This window comes from Lysinibacillus sp. FJAT-14745, from assembly GCF_001275675.1.
GTDB lineage: Bacteria > Bacillota > Bacilli > Bacillales_A > Planococcaceae > Lysinibacillus.
The window spans coordinates 120,663-144,441 of sequence record NZ_LITM01000016.1 but is presented as its reverse complement, the minus strand read 5'-3'; the positions used below and the strand labels follow the sequence as shown (position 1 = coordinate 144,441).

The window sequence follows — 23,779 nt, the reverse complement described above, 5'->3', positions numbered from 1 at the left end:
TTCACTTTTTTTCTATACTTTAATGGGAATTTATTGAATTTTTTATGGTCAACCCCAAGTTATGGTGATGAGCCAAATTAAGGTTCAATGAGGACTGCCTATTTGCATGTATTATTAATACATCTGGTATCTGACGAATATTGAGTATGCGTCAGGTCAACACAACCGACTCATTTCTGAGTTGGTTAACGGGCGCAAAGTTGCGTTGGTTGAATGTAACGAATACAATTTTGTATTGGTCAAAATCGACCACATAGTTATCGGGTTTTTCCAATAAACTCTTTTCACTACTTCAAGCGTACCAATGGTTTCCCAACATTCATGTGGTGTATTTACACTTGAATATTAATATTCAACTATCCAATTATAAAATGGGACAGGACGTGTACTACAACATAGTTCTTCTTTGATTTCATCATAGAATGCCGTCAGTTCTTTAAAACGGCCTCAACGATTTAATTACAGTGTTAATGTAAGTCGCCTTTTTACCAAGATTTAATTGATGTTGAATATATTTTTTACATGAACTGTAGAAACGTCTTCAATTTCATTCACCTCATGAAACTCGTCCAGATATTGAATGAAGTGAGTTGTATTGTAGTTATAAGTTTCTGTTGTTCTGATTGAATAATTTTTAATCTGTAATTCGAATGTAAATTCTTTCAACAAATCTTTAATGAGCACGAAAAAACCCCCAATCTACAAGTGTTTATCACACTCATAAATCAGAGGTTGAAACAATACAGTTGTATTGCTAAATTCACCAAAATGTACAACATAGTTCAAGTTGTATAAAAAGGTTGTGTATTACTAAGTTCAAAGCATTTTCGCTTAAAACAAATGATTATTTTAAATTATAGAATGACTTTAAACCAAGGTACTCAGCTGTTGCACCAAGTTGATCTTCAATGCGAAGAAGTTGGTTGTATTTAGCTACGCGGTCTGTACGTGATGGAGCACCTGTTTTAATTTGACCAGCGTTTGTAGCAACTGCGATATCAGCAATTGTTGCATCCTCAGATTCACCAGAACGGTGAGAGATAACTGCTGTGTAACCTGCGCGTTTTGCCATTTCGATCGCTTCAAATGTTTCTGTTAACGTACCGATTTGGTTTACTTTGATAAGGATTGCATTACCAACACCTTGCTCAATACCAGCAGCTAATTTTTTCGTATTTGTTACGAATAGATCGTCGCCTACTAATTGTACGCGAGAGCCAATGCGATCTGTTAATAATTTGTGTCCTGCCCAGTCGTTTTCGTCTAAGCCATCTTCAATTGAGATGATTGGGTATTTATTTGTTAGCTCTTCGTACCATTCAACCATTTCTTCAGAGGTTTTGACAACACCTTCACCGTCTAAGTGATATTTGCCATCTTCTTTATTGAATAATTCAGATGATGCAACGTCCATTGCAAGTTTTACTTCTTCACCTGGTTTATAGCCAGCTTTTTCGATTGCTTCTAAAATTACAGTAATGGCTTCTTCGTTAGAACCAAGGTTTGGTGCGAAACCACCTTCGTCACCTACAGCTGTGTTATAGCCTTTCGCTTTAAGCACTGCTTTTAAGTTATGGAAGATTTCAGCGCCCATACGTAATGCATGGCGGAATGATTCTGCGCCTACCGGCATTACCATGAATTCTTGAATGTCTACGTTGTTGTCAGCGTGAGCGCCACCATTTATGATGTTCATCATTGGTACTGGTAGTTGTTTTGCGTTAAATCCACCAAGATATTGATAAAGAGGTACATCTAAATAATCTGCCGCAGCATGTGCAACTGCCATTGATACACCTAGAATGGCGTTGGCACCTAGTTTACCTTTGTTTTCTGTGCCGTCTAGCTCGATTAAAGCTTTGTCGATGACTACTTGATCAAGAACTGAGTAGTTGCCTTCTAGCTCTTGAGCAATAATTGTGTTTACATTTTCAACTGCTTTTAATACACCTTTGCCTAGGTAACGAGATTTGTCACCGTCGCGTAATTCTACTGCCTCATATTCACCTGTAGATGCACCTGATGGTACGATTGAGCGTCCAAAAGCGCCTGATTCTGTAAATACTTCAACTTCTACTGTTGGATTCCCACGTGAGTCTAAAACTTCGCGCGCATAGATTTGTGTAATAAATGGCATAATTAATTCTCCTCTTTTTCAATTAATGATTGACCTGTCATTTCAGAAGGTTGTGACACCTCTAATAATTCTAACATGGTTGGCGCCAAATCGGCTAAAATGCCACCATTTCTTAACAATAAATTCGGTTTTGTTACAATTACTGGAACAGGGTTTGTTGTATGAGCTGTCATAGGTTTCCCTTCTAAAGTAAGAACTTCATCAGAGTTACCATGGTCAGCTGTAATAATAGCTGCGCCACCTTTTGCAAGGAGTGCATCTACTACTTTACCAAGACATTCATCGACTGTTTCAATGGCCTTAATTGTTGGCTCTAACATTCCGCTATGTCCAACCATATCAGGGTTAGCGAAATTCAGAATAATGCCATCAAATTTATCGGCCGCAATCTCTGCAAGTAATGCTTCTGTTACTTCATAAGCACTCATTTCAGGTTTTAAATCGTATGTTGCAACTTTTGGAGATGCAATTAAAATACGCTCTTCCCCTTCAAATTTCTCCTCACGACCACCACTCATAAAGAATGTAACATGCGGATACTTTTCTGTTTCTGCAATACGAAGCTGCGTTTTGCCATTAGAAGCTAACACTTCACCAATCGTATTTTTTAAGTTGTCGTTTGCATACGCAACTTGGGCATGTACTTCGTCACTGTAGTGTGTGAATGACACAAATTTTAAATTCTTTGGATGCTTATCTGATAAAGCAAAGCCATCAAATTCACTATTTGTAAACACTTTAGACAGTTGGATTGCACGGTCAGGGCGGAAGTTGAAGAAAATAACAGCGTCATTATCGTCAATTGTTGCCACTGCTTCTCCATGCTCTTGAATGCTAAATGGAATAACGAACTCATCTGATACATCACGCTCATATGATTCCGCTACGCCACTCGCTGCGCTATCAGCTGTTTGACCAACACCCTCTACTAGTACATTGTACGTAAGGGCTACACGGTCCCAGCGTTTATCACGATCCATTGCATAATAACGACCATGAATTGACGCGAATTGACCTACGCCAATGTCCTTCATTTGCTTTTCAGTTTCTTCGATATATTCTAAAGCAGTTTTTGGCCCAACATCACGACCATCTAAGAAACCATGTACAAAGACTTCATCTAAGCCTTGTTGTTGTGCAAGCTTTAATAGTGCAAACATATGCTCATAATGGCTATGTACGCCACCATCTGACAGTAAACCCATAATATGAAGCTTTGATTGATGAGCTTTAGCATGTGCTATTGCATCCAAAAATGCTTTATTCGTAAAGAAATCTCCTTCACGAATAGATTTATTTAAGCGTGTTAAGCTTTGATAGACAATACGTCCAGCACCGATATTCAAGTGTCCAACTTCAGAGTTCCCCATTTGACCATCAGGTAACCCCACCGCTTCACCTGCTGCAATTAATGTTGAGTGCGGGAACTCATTCCATAAACGATCGAAATTAGGTTTGTTTGCTTGGGCTACTGCATTTCCGAAAGTTTCGTCGCGAAATGCAAAGCCATCTAGAATAATTAATGCTACTGGCTTTTTAGGCATTTGCTGCCGCCTCCAATAATGTTAAATATGATTCTGGTTGTAAACTTGCTCCACCGACTAAAGCGCCATCAATATGCTCTTTTGATAATAATTCCTGAATGTTCTCAGGTTTTACGCTACCGCCGTATTGAATACGCACAGCATCGGCCGTTTCAGCGTTATATAATTCCTTCACTACTGCACGAATTGCGCCGCATACTTGGTTAGCATCTTCTGCTGTAGCTGTTTTACCTGTACCGATTGCCCAAATAGGTTCATAGGCGATTACCATATGCTCCACTTCCTGCGCTCCAAATCCAGCAAGTGCTGCTGTAATTTGATGAGCAACCTTTTGCTCAGTAGTCCCCGCTTCACGTTCCTCAAGCGTTTCTCCACAGCAAATAATTGGTACGATATTATGCGCTAATGCTGCAGCAACCTTTTTATTGATCGCTTCATCTGTTTCATTATAATATTCACGTCGTTCAGAGTGTCCTAAAATAACATAGTCTACTTCCACGCTTGCTAGCTGCGCTGGACTAATTTCTCCAGTGAATGCACCTTCGTTTTCATAATGCATCGTTTGTGCACCAATTGCTAAATCAGATTCACTAGCAACTTGCACAAGCGTAGGTAGGTACAGTGCTGGTGCACAAACAACAGCGTCTACTTTATCATTTGAAGGAAGTTTGTCCTGTACCGCATCGACAAACTGAATCGCCTCTTCAAATGTTTTATACATTTTCCAGTTACCTGCAATAATTGGTTTACGCATCGTTATTGCCTCCTATGTTTTTTATTCATTAAATCAATTATGCCTCGGCATAATTGCGTCCGGAATCGACTTTGTGCTTAGGCCTGCACGATGCAGGTCAGTTAGCCGTTATCGCATGGATGCGATGATTTTAGGCTAACATCCCCTAAGAACTCCTTTCCGATTCCGTGACATCCGCCGAAGGCTTTAACTTCTTTCAGCGGGTGTTAAGACACCTGCTGAAAGAAGTTAATGTTTTACTTATCGTTTAATGCCACAATTCCAGGAAGCTCTTTGCCTTCCATTAATTCAAGCGATGCACCGCCACCTGTAGAAATATGGTCCATTTTATCGGCAACTTCAAATTTTTCTACTGCTGCTGCAGAATCCCCGCCACCAATCACTGTATAACCAGTTGTTGTCGCCATAGCGTCAGCTACAGTTTTTGTACCATTCGCGAATTTATCCATTTCAAAGACACCCATTGGTCCATTCCAAATGATTAATTTAGAATCTTTTATAACCTCTGCATAGTTAGCAGCCGTTTTTGGACCAATATCTAAGCCCATCCAATCTGCTGGAATCGCGTCTACATCGACAATTTTTGTTTCAGCATCTTTTGAAAATTCGTTTGCGACAACGGCATCGGTTGGCATATGTAATTGCACGCCTTTTGCCTTTGCTTTTTCAATAAAGGATTTTGCTAAATCGATTTTATCTTCTTCTAATAAAGATTTACCGATATCATGGCCTTGCGCTTTAATGAATGTGAATGATAAACCGCCACCGATAATTAAGTGGTCAACTTTTTCTAATAAGCTTTCAATCACACCAATTTTGTCTTTCACTTTGGCACCACCGATAATGGCTGTAAATGGACGCTCTGGGTTAGATAATGCTTTACCTAGCACATCTAATTCCTTTTGCATAAGGAAACCAGATACTGCTGGTACATACTTTGCAATTCCTTCAGTTGACGCGTGTGCACGGTGGGCTGCGCCGAACGCATCATTAACATAAACGTCTGCTAATTTTGCAAATTGCTCTGCTAATGCTGGATCATTTTTCTCTTCTCCAGCGTGGAAGCGAACATTTTCAAGAAGAATAATGTCACCATTTTGCATATTTGCAACAGCTTCTTCTACCTCTTGACCAATCGACTCATCTAATTTTGTAACAGGTTTACCCATTAACTCAGCTAAACGTACACCAACTGCAGTTAGGCGCATATCCTCTTTTACTTCACCCTTTGGACGTCCTAAGTGAGAGGCTAAAATTACTTTAGCACCTTGTTCCACTAAATATTCAATTGTAGGGATTGCTGCTCGAATACGTGTTTCGTCAGTAATCACACCATCTGCCATTGGTACATTAAAATCAACACGTACAAATACGCGCTTTCCTTTTACATCAATATCTTTCATCGTCTTCTTATTTAACATGAAGAAACCCCCTTCAAAGTTTTTAGTCGTGAAGTTACTGGATTCACCCATCTTGGCTCCTCACATCATTCACTTAACTGTATTAGATAAAAATAGTTGGTCCATTCATCACATAGGATTGATTCTGTTTAACAAGCCTATTCAGCCAATATCATCCAGCACTCCGTCGGAACGGAAATCAGCCCACGTTATGGTGAATTACCCTTTACTTGCTTTTATAGTAGCAAAAGTCACGTTCTATGTCTTGCAATTGCATAACCAGTCATAATGGATATCATTTATTGCATGTATTCAGTACGTATTTATCTTCTATTTCGTATAAAAAAAGGAGTAAGGGTAAATTTCCCTTACTCCATTACCCTTGTATATTATATCTTTTAGATATTATAAAGGCTATACTTTTTGTGCGCAAAAAGCAGTATTATGTCACACTTTTTACTTTAATTATCGAATTATGACACTTATTTATTGTTTAATCCTTTTTCTGCGATATATAAAGCTAAGTCCATTAAACGAGTAGAGTAACCAATTTCGTTATCATACCATGCTAGAACTTTTACCATACTATTTTCTAATACCATTGTAGAAAGACCATCTACAGTTGAAGAGTTATGGTTACCATTGTAGTCAATTGAAACTAAAGGTAGTTCGTTGTATCCTAAAATGCCTTTAAGTTCGTTTTCTGAAGCTTCTTTTAATGCAGCATTAATGGATTCTTTTGTTACTTCTGCTTTCAGCTCTACTACTAAGTCAACACATGAAACGTTTGGTGTTGGTACACGCATAGAGAAGCCATCTAATTTACCTTTTAATTGAGGTAATACTTTTGAAACTGCTACTGCTGCTCCTGTTGTTGTTGGAATCATTGACACTGCACCAGCACGTGCGCGACGTGGATCAGAGTGCGGGAAGTCAAGGATACGTTGATCGTTTGTATAAGAGTGAATTGTCGTCATCATACCGCGCTCAATACCGAATTTTTCATCAAGTATTTTTGCAACTGGCGCTAGACAGTTCGTTGTACAAGAAGCGTTTGAAATAACATCATCTGTTTCAGAGTTGTAATCCTCATGGTTAACACCCATTACAAACGTTGGCATTTCGCCCTTCGCTGGAGCCGAAAGAATAGCTTTTTTAGCACCTGCTCGAATGTGTTTTCCTACTTCTTCCATCGAGCGGAATCTACCTGTACATTCAAGTACTACATCAACACCTAGTTCACCCCAAGGTAAATTTGCAGGATCTTTTTCTGCATATACTTTGATTTTTTTACCATTTACTACGAAAGAATCGCCGTCTGCATAAACATCAGCATCGTAGATACCGTGTACTGAATCATAAGTTAATAAGTGTGCAAGCTGACCTGCATCAGTTAGGTCATTTACTGCAACCACTTCGAATTCATCGTGCTTCATAGCTTCACGAAATACTAATCGTCCAATACGTCCAAATCCATTAATCGCTAATTTTAATGCCATTGTCAATTCCTCCAATATTGTTTAAATAATTAATTTTGCCTCGGACATTTATAATATCCACAATTGGCTTTATTCTCATTCAGAAAGTGTTGTAACACTTTCTGAAATACGAGTTACGTAGTTAATTTATTAAGAAGATAAACTTTCTGCGATAGCTTTTGCGGCTACCTCATCCGTTATAAAAATGGTTTGCTTTGGCGCTACCTTAAAGTACGATAGCATTGCCTTCACTTTTTGTTTTCCAGCAGCAACTGCAATGACCTGCTTACTTCTTCGAACTTGCTCAAACTGAATACCGATTGTTCGAATTCGATGTACAATTTCGCCTTCTGCATTGAAATAATAGCCAAATGCTTCACTAACTGCACCCTTTTCTTCGAGTATCCGTAAATCTTCAGGCGATGAATTCCGACGAACAGCCATTTCCTCTGCCGAACCAATACCATGAATAACACAATTTGCATGATCATAATATTTCATCATTTCAGTTACCATTGGCTCTGTCAGCATTGCTTGATAGGCCTGCTCACTTAAATGCTCCGGTAAAAACAACGTGCGATACTGTGCATCCATCTGCATGGCAAATGTTGAGACAAGTGTATTGGCTTGCATTTGCATTTCATGTCCAATACCTCCACGAGCAGCAACAAACGTGATGTTGTGTGTATCAGTTGGATGTAAAAATTGTGCAAGTGATGCAACCGACTTGCCACCAGTAACAGCTACAATTTGACCATCAAAACTTGTGGACATAAATTGTTGTGCTGCCTCTTTTCCAAGCAATGTTAATATCGTATCGTCTTCATTGTAATCACCTGGAACAACAATTACATGCTGTAAGTCGAAATGGTTTTCCAGTAATTTAGCTAGCTGTGTAAGACCAGACCATTCATAAACTAGTGCTCGTAGCTTATCAATCACTACTTCACCATCGTCTGTACATACCATACCCGACTTTTGAGAATCTAATAACCCTTGCTCGCGTAAAATATCCGTTTCTTTACGAATTTCTCGTTCGGTCATTTTAAGTGAATCTGCAAGTGTACGACGCCCAATTGGCTGCATAAGCTGAACTGTTTGCAAAATACGATATCTCGATTGTAGAAGCGGATACATTTCTGGAAGTAGCCTTTGCTGTGCCTCAGGTACAGATAACATATTTATCTACTCCCTTTTTAATAGTGGTGGGTTATATTACGTCCCACTATATAAAATTATGTCCCACTTACAATTTCATTATAATACGCTTTATAAATAATGTAAAGTGACGAAAAACTTGTTTATTTTACAATAAAGCCGTTTAAAAAATAATAAAACCGTTTAGCAAGAGAAAGAATTATTAGACGTGAAATGAAGCTCTCAATTATTCAATTATGAAAACGTTGAATGAAATGGAACCAATTTACAGTTCATTCGTAATAATAAATAATAGTATATATAAGAAAAATAGTTGGCTCAGGGGAGGGTTTCAAATTGATGAATTCTAGGAAGGCATTAGAATGTCCAAAATGTGGTGGGAAGGAATTAGGGAAAGGTAAACAAAATGGATACGGAGCTATGTACCCGGAAAATAAGGTGAGTATGGGTTCAGTTGTTGAATTCATTATTTGCACAGAATGCGGATTTATAATCGAAAGCTATGTAAAAAAACCGGAGAAATTTAAGGGTACACTTTTTTGAGGAAATATTGTAAATAAAGCTAAATGTTTTGTAATTAAAATATTCCGATGTTTTATATGCGAAAGCGAAGCGACATTAGCAATAAATAATATTTTATCTGCGCGATAACGAAGTGTCAGCAGCAACAGAATCGGAGGAAGCGAATTGAAGCTCGTACACACGAAAGCTACTAACCTGAAACGAATATTGTCCTCATTTAAAACAAACACTTCAACATGCACAAAGATCTCCTTAATTTTTTTGTTTTCCAACATAATGAAAAACTCGTAGCCATGTCTAATCGGCTACGAGTTTTTAGTTAGCTTATTTTGTGTAAGATAAAATTGCGTTTTTCTTAAATCCGCATAAAGCTTTTGTTGCTTCATTTTTATTTGTGTATTCAAAAATACGAACGTCCTTTTTCTCAAATACTGTAATAACCCACATTGTAAAATCTCCCTTCAACTATACGTTTTTGTAATATAACAATCACTAAAAATGTGATACTTTTGATAAACTGTTTTATAACAACTTCTTCCTGATTTCTATTCTACTCCTATTTTTTTTAAAATAAAGCCTAATGTGAAGGTCTTCACAAACTGTTCAAATTCTAAACGCTTTCATTGAACAATTTGTGAATTGTGGTTATTACCGCTAAAGATTTGGGTAAAGTAACGTCCTGAGGCTTTAGGCCGACAGATGTTTTTTTGTGCGAAAGCGTAGTACAAACAAGAAATTAAAAAATTTCGCTCCCTCCTCACTGCCACATACATAGCAGGGGGAATGCGAAATTTTTAAGATTGAATCACTTATTGTTTTGTCTCATTAAACGAGCGATTTGGTGCTCATTTGTATGTTCGATTTCTTCTAATTTTTGAATCACTAATTACTGTCTAATCAGTACGAAAGGGAGATATTTAACAAAAGGCAATCCTTCATGAGTTGAGAAGAGTGTTGCAAAACTGTTCTCCTGAATAACTTCTATCATCTCGGAAATATCCTTCATTTTAAAAGCCGTTGGTATGTACATAAGCAGTCCCCCTTTGTTATTCGCTACACAAATGCTCCATCAGTGTTGCGTAATCCAAATTGCCGTATTGTATCACTTGCCCATCCTTTTCCACTACCGGAATCATTAGCATATACTTTTCATGTATGCTCTCATCTTCTTCAATATTAATAATTTCTATATCGAAATCTATATCTTCCTGTACAAGCTTTAATGTATGGAGTCCCTCTACACATAGTCCACAATTAGCTCGACTAAAAAATTTCACGTTCAATTACTGCACCTCCCTTAAGAGCTATTATAAAATGAAACAGCTATTTATGAGCAAGAAAGTGTAATGCCCCCTTATAAAAGCCACAACAAAAATAGCTCTGATTACTCTTATCCTTAAAACAGCAGAGTTCTAGGATACATAGATTATTCCTTTAGAGCCTCTAGCTAGAAAAAACTGTGCAAGGTACTCCCTGCACAGTTTACTTTCATATTATTTTTTTAGATGACTATCTAAGAATTTTAGCATTGCATTATAAAATTCAATGCGGTTTTCTTCATTTCGGAAGATATGACCTTCATTGTCCTTCACCATGTATTCCACATCAACGCCTCTTGCACGTAATGCTTCCACAATTTGATCCGATTCAGCCTTATTTACACGTGGATCATTTGCACCTTGAGCTACAAATAGTGGTGTTTTAATTTTATCCGCATGGAAAACAGGTGAAGCGGCTGTTAATAACTCTTTATCGTTCTCTGGATGGCCTATACGCTCATAGTACTGTTTACGCGCTGTTTCCCAATATGGTGGGATTGTATTAAGTAATGTAAAGATATTTGATATACCTACATAGTCTACCGCTGCTGCATATAGATCTGGAGTGTAAGTGATACCAGCTAAAGTTGCATACCCTCCAAATGATGCCCCATAAATTCCGATGCGTTTAGGGTCAGCTATACCTTGATCGATTGCCCATTGTACGCCATCTGTAATATCATCTTGAATTTTTAGACCCCATTGCTTATTACCAGCCTCAAGGAACTTTTTTCCGTATCCAGCTGAAGATCGGAAATTCATTTGCAGTACCGCATAACCACGGTTTGCTAGTAATTGCGTCTCAGGATCAAAGCCCCATACATCACGTGCCCATGGTCCACCGTGTGGATTGACGATAAGTGGGAGATTTTTAGCCTCTTTGTTTTTCGGTAAAGTTAAATAACCGCTAATCGTTAAGCCATCTCGACTCTTATATGAAATTGGATGCATTTCCGCAAGCTCCTCTGGGTTTAACCAAGAGCCTAATGTTGCTAATTCTTTTATTTCATCGGTTGTTGAATCATAGTAATAATATTTTCCGTAAACAGTATCACTAGAAACTCTAACAATGAATTTTGTCATTTCTTTGTTGTAACCATTAATAGCTACTTCATTTTCTTGAACACCTAATTTATTTTGAATTTTACGGAATAGTTTTTCGAAGTCCTCGTCGAAGAATTGATAATGAATCTTATCTGTTTCATATGCGCCGTATAATACTTTATCTTTCTCAGTACTATAAAATACACCCGTTACATCCACTTCTGAGTTGGACATAATTACTTCTTCATGACCTTCTAAATCATATTTCACCACTTCTACTTTGTCTCTTCCTTTATTAGAAGTTGCAAAAATATGTTTATTGTCTTTAGAGAAAGCAAATGGAGCTACTAGATCCCCTGCTTCTATTTCAATAAATGGCTTGAATTCCTCTTTCTCTGAATCACGATAAAGAACAGTGCCTACTACACCATCTGAAGCAACTGCCATACGTACATTTCCATTACGGTCTGCTAACCAGCTCGTAATGTTACCTGGGTTTTTCGCAACATGTGTAGTTTTACCAGTCTTGACGTTAAGCTTGTACACATCAAAGACTTTTGCATCTTCTTTGTTCATCGTAATAAGGATTTCGTCTTTAACGCCCTGTAAATCGCTTAATAACCCAACTGTTACATTCGGATATGGTGTTAAATCCTTTTCCTCATTACCATTAAATGTTGTTGAATAAATATGGAAGTTTTCATCGCCGCCCTTATCCTTGAAATATAGTAAATTGTCATCTTTCCAGAATGACAAGGAGATATCACGATCCGTTGAGCTAGATACGCGTACTGGTTCACTATCATCATTCATTTTCTTTACGAACACATTTGAACGGTTTTCCCATGCAGATTTATAAGTAATGTAATTTCCGTCTGGTGAAAGATGATAGCCGGCGTTTCCTGGGTTTTTCATGAAATCTTCTACGGAAATTTCTTTCACGCCTTCATTATTGCTGACACCATTTTTCACATTTTTAGCATTGTTTAAAATTTTGACCGCATCTTGTTTAGTAATCGTTTCACTAGCTGAAAGACCGTTAAATAAACCTAGCTTATTTGCTTTTTCTTGATAGTCAGCAAGTGTTGCTTCTTTTTCCTCTTTATTTAAAGCTCTTACTAAAATACGTGCCGCTTCATCACGTTTAATATGTATACTTAAATCTTTTAATTCTTCACCTTTTACCCATTGATCAATAATTTGCTGACGCATCGTCTCTGACCCATGTTGGAATGTTAAAGCTGTTACAGCTAAATTTAGAAACTCCTTAGCAGATAAACGTTCCTCTTTTACTTCTACTTGACTGCTAGTTTCATTGGCAGCGCGCACTTCCTGCATAGATATAGGAATGACAGCAGATGACGTTAAAATTACCGCTAATGATGCTGATAAAAACCTCTTATTCATAATGATTCCTCCTTATATCAGTTCAAGTTTTATCGTTTGTAAATACAATGAAATTATACCAACTTTAGTATATTTGTCAATTATTGGTTCTAACGATAAAAGACTGCGCAAGAAACTTACTTCCTGCACAGTCTTCTTTCCTATTATTTTTTTAGATGGCTATCTAAGAATTTTAGCATTGCAGTGTAGAATTCGATACGGTTTTCTTCATTATGGAAACCATGGCCTTCATTATCTTTCAGCATGTATTCCACATCAACGCCTCTAGCACGTAATGCTTCAACGATTTGATCGGACTCAGCCTTATTTACACGTGGATCATTTGCACCTTGAGCTACAAATAGTGGTGTTTTAATTTTATCCACATGGAAGACAGGTGAAGCTGCTGTTAATAGCTCCTTATCTTTTTCAGGATGCCCTACACGCTCATAAAGCATTTCACGCATTGTTTCCCAATATGGAGGAATTGTATTTAATAGTGTAAAGATATTCGATACACCTACGTAATCAACTGCTGCTGCATATAGATCTGGTGTATAAGTGATACCTGCTAATGTTGCATACCCTCCAAAGGATGCACCATAAATTCCGATGCGTTTAGGGTCTGCAATGCCTTGGTCGATTGCCCATTGTACGCCATCTGTAATATCATCTTGAATTTTTAGACCCCATTCTTTATTACCAGCCTCAAGGAATTTTTTACCGTATCCAGCTGAAGAACGGAAATTCATTTGTAGTACTGCATAACCTCGGTTTGCTAGTAACTGTACCTCTGGATTAAAGCCCCACATATCGCGTGCCCACGGTCCACCGTGTGGATTGACGATAAGTGGCAGATTTTTAGCCTCTTTATTTTTCGGTAAAGTTAAATAACCGTTAATTGTTAGACCGTCTCGACTTTTATATGAAATAGGATGCATTTCTGCAAGCTCCTCTTGTTTTAACCAAGGGCTTAATGTTGCCATCTCTGTCATTTCATCAGTTGTTGAATCATAGTAATAATATTTTCCATAAATAGTATCACTAGAAACGCTAACAATGAATTTTGTCATTTCTTTGTTGTAATCATTAATGCCTAATTCACTTTCTTGAACACCTAATTTGTTTTGAATTTTACGGAATAGTTTTTCAAAGTCTTCATCAAAGAATTGATAGTGTGCTTTATCTGTTATATATCCACCGTATAATAATTTATCTTTCTCAGGACTGTATAATACACCCATTACATCCACTTCTGAGTTGGACATAATTACTTCTTCTTTACCTTCTAAATCATATTTCACCGCTTCTACTTTATCTCTTCCTTTATTAGAAGTTGCGAAAATATGTTTATTGTCTTTAGAGAAAGCAAGTGGCACTACTTCATCCCCTGCTTTCATTTCAATAAATGGCTTAAATTCATCCTTCTCTGAGTCACGGTAAAGGATAGTTCCTTCTACACCATCTGAAGCAACTGCCATACGTACATTTCCATCATGATCTGCTAACCAACTTGAAATATTACCTGGGTTTTTCGCAACATGTTTAGTTTCTCCAGTCTTCACATTAAGCTTGTACACATCAAAGACTTTTGCATCTTCTTTATTCATCGTAATAAGGATTTCATCTTTAACACCCTGTAGATCACTTAATAACCCAACTGTTACATTCGGATATGGCGTTAAATCTTTTTCCTCATTACCATTAAATGTTGTTGAATAAATGTGGAAGTTTTCATCGCCACCCTTATCCTTTACATATAGTAAATTATCATCTTTCCAGAAGGATCCACCAATATCACGGTCCGTTGAACTAGATACACGTACTGGCTCACTATCATCATTCATTTTCTTTACGAACACATTTGAACGATTTTCCCATGCAGATTTATAAGTAATGTAATTGCCGTCTGGTGAAAGATGATAGCCGGCGTTTCCTGGGTTTTTCATGAAATCTTCTACGGAAATTTCTTTCACGCCTTCATTATTGCTGACACCATTTTTCACATTTTTAGCATTGTTTAAAATTTTGACCGCATCTTGTTTAGTAATCGTTTCACTAGCTGAAAGACCGTTAAATAAACCTAGCTTATTTGCTTTTTCTTGATAGTCTGCAAGTGTTGCTTCTTTTTCCTCTTTATTTAAAGCTCTTACTAAAATACGTGCTGCTTGATCACGTTTAATATGGACACTTAAATCTTTTAATTCTTCACCTTTTACCCATTGATCAATGATTTGCTGACGCATTGTTTCCGATCCGTGTTGGAATGTTAGGGCTGTTACAGTTAAATTTAAAAACTCCTTAGCAGATAGACTTTCTTCTTTAACTTCTACTTGACTGCTAGTTTCATTGGCAGCGCGCACTTCCTGCATAGATACAGGAATGACAACAGATGTTGTTAAAATAACCGCTAACGATGCTGATAAAAACCTTTTTTTCAAAATGATTCCCCCTTATATCAGTACGCATTGTATAATTTTTAAATACACTGAAATTATAACAACTTTGGTATGTTTGTCAATCGTTGGTTATTGTGATAAATAGAGGTATTCTTTATAATAGGACCTTAAATGATAAAAGACTGTGCAAGAAACTTACTTCCTGCACAGTCTTCTTTCCTATTATTTTTTTAGATGGCTATCTAAGAATTTTAGCATTGCATTATAGAATTCGATACTGTTTTCTTCATTATGGAAACCATGGCCTTCATTATCTTTCACCATGTATTCTACATCAACGCCTCTTGCACGTAATGCTTCAACGATTTGATCAGATTCAGCCTTGTTTACACGTGGATCATTTGCACCTTGAGCTACAAATAACGGTGTTTTAATTTTATCCACATGGAAGACAGGTGAAACAGCTGTTAATAGCTCTTTATCCTTCTCAGGATCACCTACACGCTCATACCACATATTGCGCACTGTTTCCCAATATGGAGGAATTGTATTTAATAATGTAAAGATATTTGATACACCTACATAATCAACTGCTGCTGCATATAAATCTGGTGTGTAAGTGATACCAGCTAAAGTTGCATACCCTCCAAATGAAGCCCCATAAATTCCGATACGTTTAGGGTCTGCAATACCTTGGTCGATTGCCCATTGTACGCCATCTGTAATATCATCTTGGATTTTTAGACCCCATTGTTTATAACCAGCCTTTAAAAACTCTTTTCCATAGCCAGTTGAAGTACGGAAATTCACTTGTAGTACTGCATAACCGCGGTTTGCTAGTAACTGTACCTCTGGATTAAAACCCCACGCATCGCGGTACCATGGACCACCGTGTGGATTGACGATAAGTGGCAGATTTTTAGCCTCTTTGTTTTTCGGTAATGTTAAATAACCGTTAATCGTTAAGCCGTCACGACTCTTATATGAAATTGGATGCATTTCTGCAAGCTCCTCTGGGTTTAACCAAGGGCTTAATGTTGTCAACTCTGTTAATTCATCTGTTGTTGAATCGTAGTAATAATATTTTCCGTAAACAGTGTCACTAGAAACGCTGACAATGAATTTTGTCATTTCTTTGTTGTAATCATTAATACCTAATTCACTTTCATGAACACCTAATTTTTTTTGAATTTTACGGAATAGTTTTTCAAAGTCCTCGTCAAAGAATTGATAATGTGTCTTATCTGATACATATGCACCGTACAATACTTTATCTTTCTCAGAATTATATAATACACCCGATACATCTACTTCTGAGTTAGACATAATCACTTCTTCATGACCTTCTAAATCATATTTAACTACTTCTACTTTGTCTCTTCCTTTATTAGACTTCGCCAAAATATGTTTATTGTCTTTAGTGAAAGCAAGTGGCGTTACTTCATCCCCTTCTTCCATTTCAATAAATGGCTTGAATTCGTCTTTCTCTGAATCTCGATATAGAACAGTGCCTACTACACCATCTGAAGCAACTGCCATACGTACATTTCCATCACGATCTGCTATCCAGCTAGTAATGTTACCTGGGTTTTTCGCAACATGTGTAGTTTTACCAGTCTTTAGGTTAAGCTTGTACACATCAAAGACTTTTGCATCTTCTTTATTCATCATAATAAGGATTTCGTCTTTAACGCCCTTTAAGCTACTTAATAACCCTACTGTTACATTCGGATAAGGTGTTAAATCCTTTTCCTCATTACCATTAAATGTTGTTGAATAAATGTGGAAGTTTTCATCGCCACCTTTATCCTTTACATATAGTAAATTATCATCTTTCCAGAAGAATCCCCCTATATCACGATCCTTTGAATTAGATACACGTACTGGCTCGCTATCGTCATTCATTTTTTTCACGAAAACGTTTGAACGATTTTCCCATGCAGAAGCATAAGTAATGTAATTGCCATCTGGTGAAAGTTCATAGCCAACGTTTCCTGGATTTTTCATAAAACCTTCGACGGAAATTTCTTTCACACCTTCATTATTGCTAACACCATTTTTCACATTTTTAGCATTGTTCAAGATTTTAACCGCATCTTGTTTAGAAATCGTTTCACTAGCTGACAGACCATTAAATAAACCAAGCTTATTTGCTTTTTCTTGATAGTCAGCAAGTGTTGTTTCTTTTTCCTCTTTATTTAGTGCTCTTACTAAAATACGTGCCGCTTCATCACGTTTAATATGTACACTTAAATCTTTTAATTCTTCACCTTTTACCCATTGATCAATAATTTGCTGACGCATCGTCTCTGACCCATGTTGGAATGTTAAAGCTGTTACAGCTAAATTTAGAAACTCCTTAGCAGATAAACGTTCCTCTTTTACTTCTACTTGACTACTAGTTTCATTGGCAGCGCGCACTTCCTGCATAGATACAGGAATGACAGCAGATGTCGTTAAAATTACCGCTAATGATGCTGATAAAAACCTTCTTTTCAAAATGATTCCTCCTTATATCAGTTCGCGTTATATCGTTTGTCGATACAATAAAATTATAGCAACTTTATCCTTATTGTCAATAATTGATAATAATTAAATAAAATTACCTTTTGAACCAATGAAAAAGTGAACTTCAATGTTATATATAGGAATAAAGAATAATTAGTCTATTATCGAGGCTGGTTATCCTCTTTTTAGTTGAATAACATCTAAAGTGTCCCTTTAAATTTATCAATGATGATTAAGTTCTTTCATGGGAGTTTAAGCAGAATATTTCAAACAAACTTTAGTTTTTCTCACCCAACTTATCATTTCCTTTTTATTTTCTGCGTTTTAGCAAATACATAACCTGTTAATCCTAGTGATGCACTAATAACATAGCATTTATAATTATTTTTTTGTAAGTATTGTTCGAGTTCATTCGTATCTTCGTACCAAATCGGCCAAGCATATAATTTATGTGATTCAAATTGTTCTTTGTTCTCTTCGAAAAATGTATTCAAATCTATTTCTTCAATATCGAATAAAATACTTCCTGCCATTACATGATCAAAATAATGTGCTAAGTAATTCTCGAATGTAACAGTTACAATCTCATCTACCACCGTTTCGATATCTAATAGCAATTCATTTTCCAGAAAATTTACTGAGTACCCAACTAACACACCATCATGAATAGATATTGTCATTCACTTCCTCCTTAAAACTGTTCCGTTGTATGAAAAAGAAATTAGAATTACCTCTGGCAATCCCATGATACTTTACAGGGATTGTATTTTTATTTTTGTAAACATTAAACTGATAATGAAAATTAATAACTGACCATACTTAAAGATGTATTTTAAACAATTTAACTGCCACTTTAGTTAAAGAAAAAGACAGCCGCATATTGGCAGTAATTGAATCAATCCATTTTTTCAAATAATCCCTAATTATGTTATCCTTGTATAAGTTATTAACCTAAATATTAGGAGTTGTTATGCAATGAAAACAATGTCTACAATAGGATGGATCATATTTTTTTTAGGCACCTTTTTATTTTCACGCGGATGGAGCAGAGTATCAGGTACCTTCGAATACAATTCATCTATTCCAAACAAATCTATTGCAGTAATATTCATTGCTATGGGACTTTCTGTTATGTTCATTTCATTCTTTGTAAAACCTCAAAAAGATAAATAACTTTACTGAACATTTCTTTCAGATATTCACACAATATAGTGATGTAATTTTAATATACTTTGATATATCTGCCCCGTTAGTTGAGTAAGACAAGGTAAAACAACAATCGTTACGAACAAAATCATAAAAAATGAGGCTGGGACATACCTAATTTGTCCTTTATGAAAGACGGATAATTTTTAAATTAACAAAGAATATAAACAGCAAACCCGAACTATTACGAAACGCAGAATGAGCGTTTCGTGATATAGTTCGGGTTTTTTTATTAGCTAAAATCCTTTTGTCCCAGCCTCATTTATTTACATACGTTTGAAGGTTGTCATCCTAAGATAATCAACGAGTTCACTTTTTGAGTATATTAAAATTTCCGACTCGCTCCTCCACCAGCAGATGAGCCGCCTCCGAATCCGCCAAAGCCACCGCCCCTAGAGCCGCCACCTCCGAAACCACCTGGAAAACCACCCGGGAAACCGCCACGTCTACCAGAACGAGGCCCGCCTCCTCTACCATTAGAAATAAATGTATAAATAACAAGTACGATTATAGCGATTAAAATAATCATCCACGTTGGCATTTCTTCATTGTCATCAGTATTTTTAGGCATCTCTCCATCCCAATTGTATTCCTGTGCGACAGTTTGAAATACTTCAGTGTACGTAGCTTTAAATGCCTTATCAATGTCTCCAGCTCTTGCATTTGGATAAAACGCTGAATCTAAAATGCGCCCCAGTTTGCCATCAGGTAATGCTCCTTCGAGACCTTGACCTACAGCAATGACGACATCATTATTGCCATCGCCCTGCCCGAACGTTGCTAAAATTAATACACCATTATTCTTTTTGGCATCGCCAATACCCCAAGAGCGAATCATTTTTGTTGCATACATTTTTGGTTCTTCTCCGTTAATATTATCTACGGTTACGACCATAATTTCGGCTCCTGTACCTTTGTCTAGCTGCTCTGAATAATGATTGAGCTCTTCCTTCATAGATGAAGATAAAACATTAGCAAAATCATGAATATACGTATTTTTCATCGGTGTCGGCATTGCGGCATTTGCCATTCTTATAGATAAAATAAACATGATACCAACAATAGTAAGTTGGATTATCAACCGTTTCATTATTGTTTACCTGAACTGCCAAAATCTATAGATGGTGCCTTTTCAGCACCCGCAGCTGCTTTAAAGTATTCTTTCTGCTCAAAACCAAACATCCCTGCAATTAAATTGCCCGGGAAACGTTTGACCGTTTTATTAAAAGCCTGCACTTCATTGTTGTAGTCTTCTCGAGCAACAGCTAAACGATTTTCTGTCCCAGCTAATTCATCCATTAATTGACGGAAGTTTGCATCTGCCTTTAAATTTGGATAATTTTCTACGACTACTAGCAATCGACTAAGTGCTCCGTTCAATGCATCATTGGCAACCGCCTGTTCCTTTGGACTATGTGCACTGCCCATTTGCGCACGTGCCTCTGTAATGCTAGCGATCACTTCTTTCTCATGGTTGGCATATCCTTTTACTGATTCTACTAAGTTCGGAATCAAATCATAGCGACGTTGTAGCTGATTTTGGACCTGTGCCCATTTCGAATCAACGCTTTCCTCGGCCGTTACAAGGTTATTGTATTTTGGAATAAATAGTAAGGCCAATACAACTAAAATAATAACGATTATTCCTATAGGTCCAAATATTTTTTTCAATTTTAAAACCTCCTTCGCTTTCTTTTAGCTATCATCCATGTTTTGGCGATAAGCCTTTCTCTTTTCTTACCACTAAAGTGCAGCAAAAAAACTTCTCTATTCTACATATATGCAAGTGCATTAATTCCGTATGAAATTTTTCTAACGTGCCATACTTAATACTGTAACAAACTATGATATTTAGGAGGCGCTTTTTTTGACACAATCGTTTCAAAACGAATCATCAAACCAAACATCATTCAACCAACAACAAAGCCCAAATCATGGTGGACATGAGCAAATGGACTTGCATGAAACAATCGGTGCAATCATTGCTTGTATGAATCAATCCATTATTTTACGTCCACAGGTTAAGGACACAGAGTTGCTTAGCATTTTGGATCGCCAATATAATTTCACATTAGGTATGTATAACACTATTGTGGAATCTTATAACACTGGTCATGATCCATCTGTTCCTACAGGCCGCTATCAAATGGAGACAGGAAATAATTTTAAATACGGAATTAATCCTGGCCAACCTAAAAAGCCGATGCAAAATGCAAATGAGCTTAACGATGAATGTATTTCTGGCTTCTTACTTGGCGCTCAAAAAGGTGTGGCAAAAGGTATGACTGCAGCAGCAACAGAAACTACAAACCCTGTTGTTCGTCGTGTTATTGCAGATAGTATTCCCAACTGCATTGAAATGGCATACGAATTATCTATTTACCAAAATATGCACGGCTATTATCAAGTACCTCAATTTTCTCAACAGGATATGCAAACGATGCTTAATGCATACAGCACTACAACAAATCCCCTTCATTAATGATAAAAACAAGAGCAGTCCCATATGTGGTGCAATATCACAAGGGGCTGCTCTTATTTAATGAACTATAAAACTTTTCCTAAAAATGCTTTTGTTCGTTCATTTTGTGGATTACTAAAAATATCCTGAGGAGTTCCCTCTTCGACAATATAGCCACCATCCATAAAGACAACACGATCTCCAACTTCACGGGCAAAACCCATTTCATGTGTTACTACTATCATGGTCATAACTTCAGCCGCTAAATTTTTCATTACATCTAAAACTTCTTTTACCATTTCGGGGTCTAGTGCCGAAGTAGGCTCATCAAATAAAATAGCTTTTAGTTTCATCGCTAAAGCACGGGCAATGGCCACTCGTTGTTGCTGACCACCTGAAAGCTGCTCAGGATAGTTATAAGCCTTACTTTCAAGACCGACCTTTTTCAACAGTTCATGTCCAAGTGATTCTAACTACTTCCCCCTATTTCAATTATTTTCCGAAATACGATTAACTTTTAATAAATTCTAAATTTTCGGACTATTAGGTCGATTATAGTGCCATTATTCTCTTTAGACAATAACATTCCGTATATTTCATTTTGTTTTTTTAGAATAAAACGGTATGAATAAACGAAAATAGTGCAACAAGATGAATATTTATACATTTATAGACAGTGGATATATTTTGCCCCCAAAAAAAAAGAATCCCCTCAGATAGGATTCTTTTTTTCGACTAGTATCACTAGTCTTCACGTACGGTATGTTCACTAAAAAATAATTTGGAGTTGTTGCTTTTTAAAAGGTTTGAAAAGAACTAATGCGGGAATAATGCCTATTAGGCGATATTCCCATTATTTACCCTCTCTTTTCCCCACTAAGCAGGCTGCTAAACTACTTATTAGGAGAATTGAGTTATCAAAGTATATCAAATAATCAGTAAAATGGCGCCCTCGGAGGGAATCGAACCCCCAGTGCAAGAACCGGAATCTTACGTGTTATCCATTACACCACGAGGGCAATTGAACACAAAAAAAAAGTACTCACCCTAGGCTTTACGAAAAGCATGATGTAGATAACCCTCATTTGAAGCATACCTGACAAAATAGTGTACTGTACTTTAACTTATGTGACCTTATCAATTATACAAACGTATTGCCCATAATTCAACTATAGAATGCAAAACATTTAAAATTTTTTTATCTTCCCAATAAGTGTCAACATACCTACTGAAATAAAGGAACTCAGGCTAAGAACTTCACATCCCATGAAAACACCTGCGTGACCAATTTTGTTTATTTGAGTGAAAGCGATCGGGAGCGATGCGGAAGCGGCAAATGTTTTCTGTAGTGAGAGCGATGTGGTTGCTACTATGGTTTGTCTGTGCGAAAGCAAAGCGACTGCTACTATGGTTTGTCAGTGCAAAATTGATTTAATTTATTTCACTTTAACAGGGTTAATATTTGACCTTCCCTGACTATAATGTGTATGATAAGGTTACAGCTGAAATACAAAGAAAGGTTTCAGCAAAAGTATTCGAATTTAGTTTTTTAAGGAGGATTTAACATGAATTTAATTCCTACAGTTATTGAACAAACAAGTCGTGGTGAACGTGCGTATGACATCTATTCACGACTACTTAAAGACCGTATTATCCTATTAGGAAGCACAATTGACGACAACGTTGCTAACTCAATTGTTGCTCAACTTCTATTCCTACAAGCAGAAGATCCAGAAAAAGATATCTTTCTTTACATTAACTCACCAGGTGGATCTATAACTGCTGGTATGGCAATTTATGACACAATGCAAATTATCAAGCCACAAGTACAAACAATTTGTATTGGAATGGCAGCATCTATGGGTGCTTTCCTACTTGCTGCTGGTGAACCTGGTAAACGTTTCGCATTACCAAATGCTGAAGTAATGATTCACCAACCTCTTGGCGGTGCACAAGGTCAGGCAACTGAAATTGAAATCGCTGCAAAACGTATTTTATTCTTACGTGAAAAATTAAATGGTATTTTATCAGAACGCACTGGTCAACCACTTGAAGTCATCGCAAGAGATACAGACCGCGATAACTTCATGACAGCTGAGCGTGCAAAAGAATACGGCTTAATCGACCAAATTATGGATCGTAAATAAAAAATTAAAGGCATCCCAGATTTATTTCTGAGATGCCTTTTTTTATTCGACATCAATGTATGTATAGTTTGATGGAGCTATCCATCACTTTGATCGTTCTATCCACGATTCTGACTGTTCTATCCACGACTTTGACCTTTCTATCCATTACTCTGATGGTTCTATCCCAAATTTAACTTTTCTTTCCGTCGATTCAGTTCTTCTTTCCGTCGCCCTGACTCTTCTTTCCGTCGCGGCCTTTTCTTTCCGTCGCTCTGGCTCTTCTTTCCGTCGATGCCCTTTCTTTCCGTCGCTCTGGCTCTTCTTTCCGTCGATT

The 23,779-nt window shown here is 37.0% G+C and carries 19 protein-coding genes, 1 tRNA gene and 1 pseudogene; 4 read left to right on the top strand and 17 right to left on the bottom strand.

Going from position 1 to position 23,779, the window contains the following annotated elements:
- Positions 1–844: 844 nt before the first annotated feature.
- The 6 genes from eno to AMS59_RS21955 all read right to left on the bottom strand — a co-directional run bounded on the left by eno (position 845) and on the right by AMS59_RS21955 (position 8,492).
- The gene (eno, locus tag AMS59_RS21980; protein ID WP_053485833.1) at positions 845–2,137 is read right to left on the bottom strand and encodes a phosphopyruvate hydratase; all 1,293 of its coding nucleotides are present in this window, start codon (positions 2,135–2,137) and stop codon (positions 845–847) included.
- 2 nt (positions 2,138–2,139) lie between these two features.
- A complete protein-coding gene (gene gpmI / locus AMS59_RS21975; RefSeq protein WP_053485832.1) occupies positions 2,140–3,681 on the bottom strand; it encodes a 2,3-bisphosphoglycerate-independent phosphoglycerate mutase in 1,542 nt (513 codons plus the stop codon).
- The gene (gene tpiA / locus AMS59_RS21970) at positions 3,674–4,435 is read right to left on the bottom strand and encodes a triose-phosphate isomerase (RefSeq protein ID WP_053485831.1); all 762 of its coding nucleotides are present in this window, start codon (positions 4,433–4,435) and stop codon (positions 3,674–3,676) included. Before tpiA ends, gpmI begins: the two co-directional genes overlap by 8 nt.
- Positions 4,436–4,671: 236 nt before the next feature.
- Positions 4,672–5,856 (bottom strand): phosphoglycerate kinase, encoded by a 1,185-nt coding sequence (gene pgk / locus AMS59_RS21965; RefSeq protein WP_053485830.1) that lies wholly within the window; start codon positions 5,854–5,856, stop codon positions 4,672–4,674.
- 461 nt (positions 5,857–6,317) lie between these two features.
- Positions 6,318–7,334, bottom strand: coding sequence for a type I glyceraldehyde-3-phosphate dehydrogenase (gene gap / locus AMS59_RS21960; protein ID WP_053485829.1), 1,017 nt, complete (start codon positions 7,332–7,334; stop codon positions 6,318–6,320).
- Between the two features lie 129 nt (positions 7,335–7,463).
- Positions 7,464–8,492, bottom strand: coding sequence for a sugar-binding transcriptional regulator (locus AMS59_RS21955; RefSeq protein WP_053485828.1), 1,029 nt, complete (start codon positions 8,490–8,492; stop codon positions 7,464–7,466).
- A gap of 318 nt (positions 8,493–8,810) precedes the next feature.
- Between AMS59_RS21955 and AMS59_RS21950 the strand changes: the two genes are divergently transcribed.
- On the top strand, positions 8,811–9,014 hold the full coding sequence (locus AMS59_RS21950; protein WP_053485827.1) for a hypothetical protein: 204 nt from the start codon (positions 8,811–8,813) through the stop codon (positions 9,012–9,014).
- A 303-nt stretch (positions 9,015–9,317) separates the two neighbouring features.
- Here the strand turns inward: AMS59_RS21950 and AMS59_RS26760 are convergent, their stop codons facing one another.
- From AMS59_RS26760 to AMS59_RS21925, 7 genes are all read right to left on the bottom strand, one after another.
- Entirely contained in the window at positions 9,318–9,440 is a 123-nt protein-coding gene (locus tag AMS59_RS26760; RefSeq protein ID WP_255350026.1) for a hypothetical protein, read from the bottom strand.
- Positions 9,441–9,879: 439 nt separating this feature from the next.
- Positions 9,880–10,023 (bottom strand): FMN-binding negative transcriptional regulator, encoded by a 144-nt coding sequence (locus tag AMS59_RS24560; protein WP_082337668.1) that lies wholly within the window; start codon positions 10,021–10,023, stop codon positions 9,880–9,882.
- 16 nt (positions 10,024–10,039) lie between these two features.
- On the bottom strand, positions 10,040–10,276 hold the full coding sequence (locus AMS59_RS21945; RefSeq protein WP_053485826.1) for a glutaredoxin family protein: 237 nt from the start codon (positions 10,274–10,276) through the stop codon (positions 10,040–10,042).
- Positions 10,277–10,486: 210 nt separating this feature from the next.
- Complete coding sequence (locus AMS59_RS21940) at positions 10,487–12,763, bottom strand: S9 family peptidase (RefSeq protein ID WP_053485825.1); 2,277 nt, start codon at positions 12,761–12,763, stop codon at positions 10,487–10,489.
- 143 nt (positions 12,764–12,906) lie between these two features.
- The gene (locus AMS59_RS21935; protein ID WP_053485824.1) at positions 12,907–15,183 is read right to left on the bottom strand and encodes a S9 family peptidase; all 2,277 of its coding nucleotides are present in this window, start codon (positions 15,181–15,183) and stop codon (positions 12,907–12,909) included.
- Between the two features lie 180 nt (positions 15,184–15,363).
- Positions 15,364–17,640 carry a S9 family peptidase gene (locus tag AMS59_RS21930; RefSeq protein WP_053485823.1) on the bottom strand — a complete coding sequence of 759 codons (2,277 nt, stop codon included), beginning with the start codon at positions 17,638–17,640 and terminating at the stop codon, positions 15,364–15,366.
- Positions 17,641–17,948: 308 nt separating this feature from the next.
- Positions 17,949–18,329, bottom strand: a complete 381-nt coding sequence (locus AMS59_RS21925; RefSeq protein WP_053485822.1) for a hypothetical protein — start codon at positions 18,327–18,329, stop codon at positions 17,949–17,951.
- 295 nt (positions 18,330–18,624) lie between these two features.
- Here AMS59_RS21925 and AMS59_RS21920 point away from each other — a divergent pair, with 295 nt between their 5' ends.
- Positions 18,625–18,822 (top strand): hypothetical protein, encoded by a 198-nt coding sequence (locus AMS59_RS21920; protein WP_053485821.1) that lies wholly within the window; start codon positions 18,625–18,627, stop codon positions 18,820–18,822.
- A 358-nt stretch (positions 18,823–19,180) separates the two neighbouring features.
- Here the strand turns inward: AMS59_RS21920 and AMS59_RS21915 are convergent, their stop codons facing one another.
- Together AMS59_RS21915 and AMS59_RS21910 are read right to left on the bottom strand one after the other, a co-directional pair.
- The gene (locus tag AMS59_RS21915; protein ID WP_053485820.1) at positions 19,181–19,945 is read right to left on the bottom strand and encodes a YgcG family protein; all 765 of its coding nucleotides are present in this window, start codon (positions 19,943–19,945) and stop codon (positions 19,181–19,183) included.
- Positions 19,945–20,526 carry a LemA family protein gene (locus tag AMS59_RS21910; RefSeq protein ID WP_053485819.1) on the bottom strand — a complete coding sequence of 194 codons (582 nt, stop codon included), beginning with the start codon at positions 20,524–20,526 and terminating at the stop codon, positions 19,945–19,947. The genes AMS59_RS21915 and AMS59_RS21910 overlap by 1 nt, the downstream gene beginning before the upstream one ends.
- 196 nt (positions 20,527–20,722) lie before the next feature.
- Here AMS59_RS21910 and AMS59_RS21905 point away from each other — a divergent pair, with 196 nt between their 5' ends.
- Positions 20,723–21,337 carry a spore coat protein gene (locus AMS59_RS21905; RefSeq protein ID WP_053485818.1) on the top strand — a complete coding sequence of 205 codons (615 nt, stop codon included), beginning with the start codon at positions 20,723–20,725 and terminating at the stop codon, positions 21,335–21,337.
- 65 nt (positions 21,338–21,402) lie between these two features.
- Here AMS59_RS21905 and AMS59_RS21900 read toward each other — a convergent pair.
- A pseudogene (locus AMS59_RS21900) lies at positions 21,403–21,786 on the bottom strand (amino acid ABC transporter ATP-binding protein); the annotation flags it as partial.
- A gap of 474 nt (positions 21,787–22,260) precedes the next feature.
- Positions 22,261–22,335, bottom strand: a tRNA-Arg gene (locus AMS59_RS21895).
- Between the two features lie 546 nt (positions 22,336–22,881).
- Here AMS59_RS21895 and clpP point away from each other — a divergent pair.
- Positions 22,882–23,463: an ATP-dependent Clp endopeptidase proteolytic subunit ClpP gene (gene clpP, locus AMS59_RS21890; protein WP_053485817.1), complete on the top strand. Its 582-nt coding sequence runs from the start codon at positions 22,882–22,884 to the stop codon at positions 23,461–23,463.
- Positions 23,464–23,779: the final 316 nt, after the last annotated feature.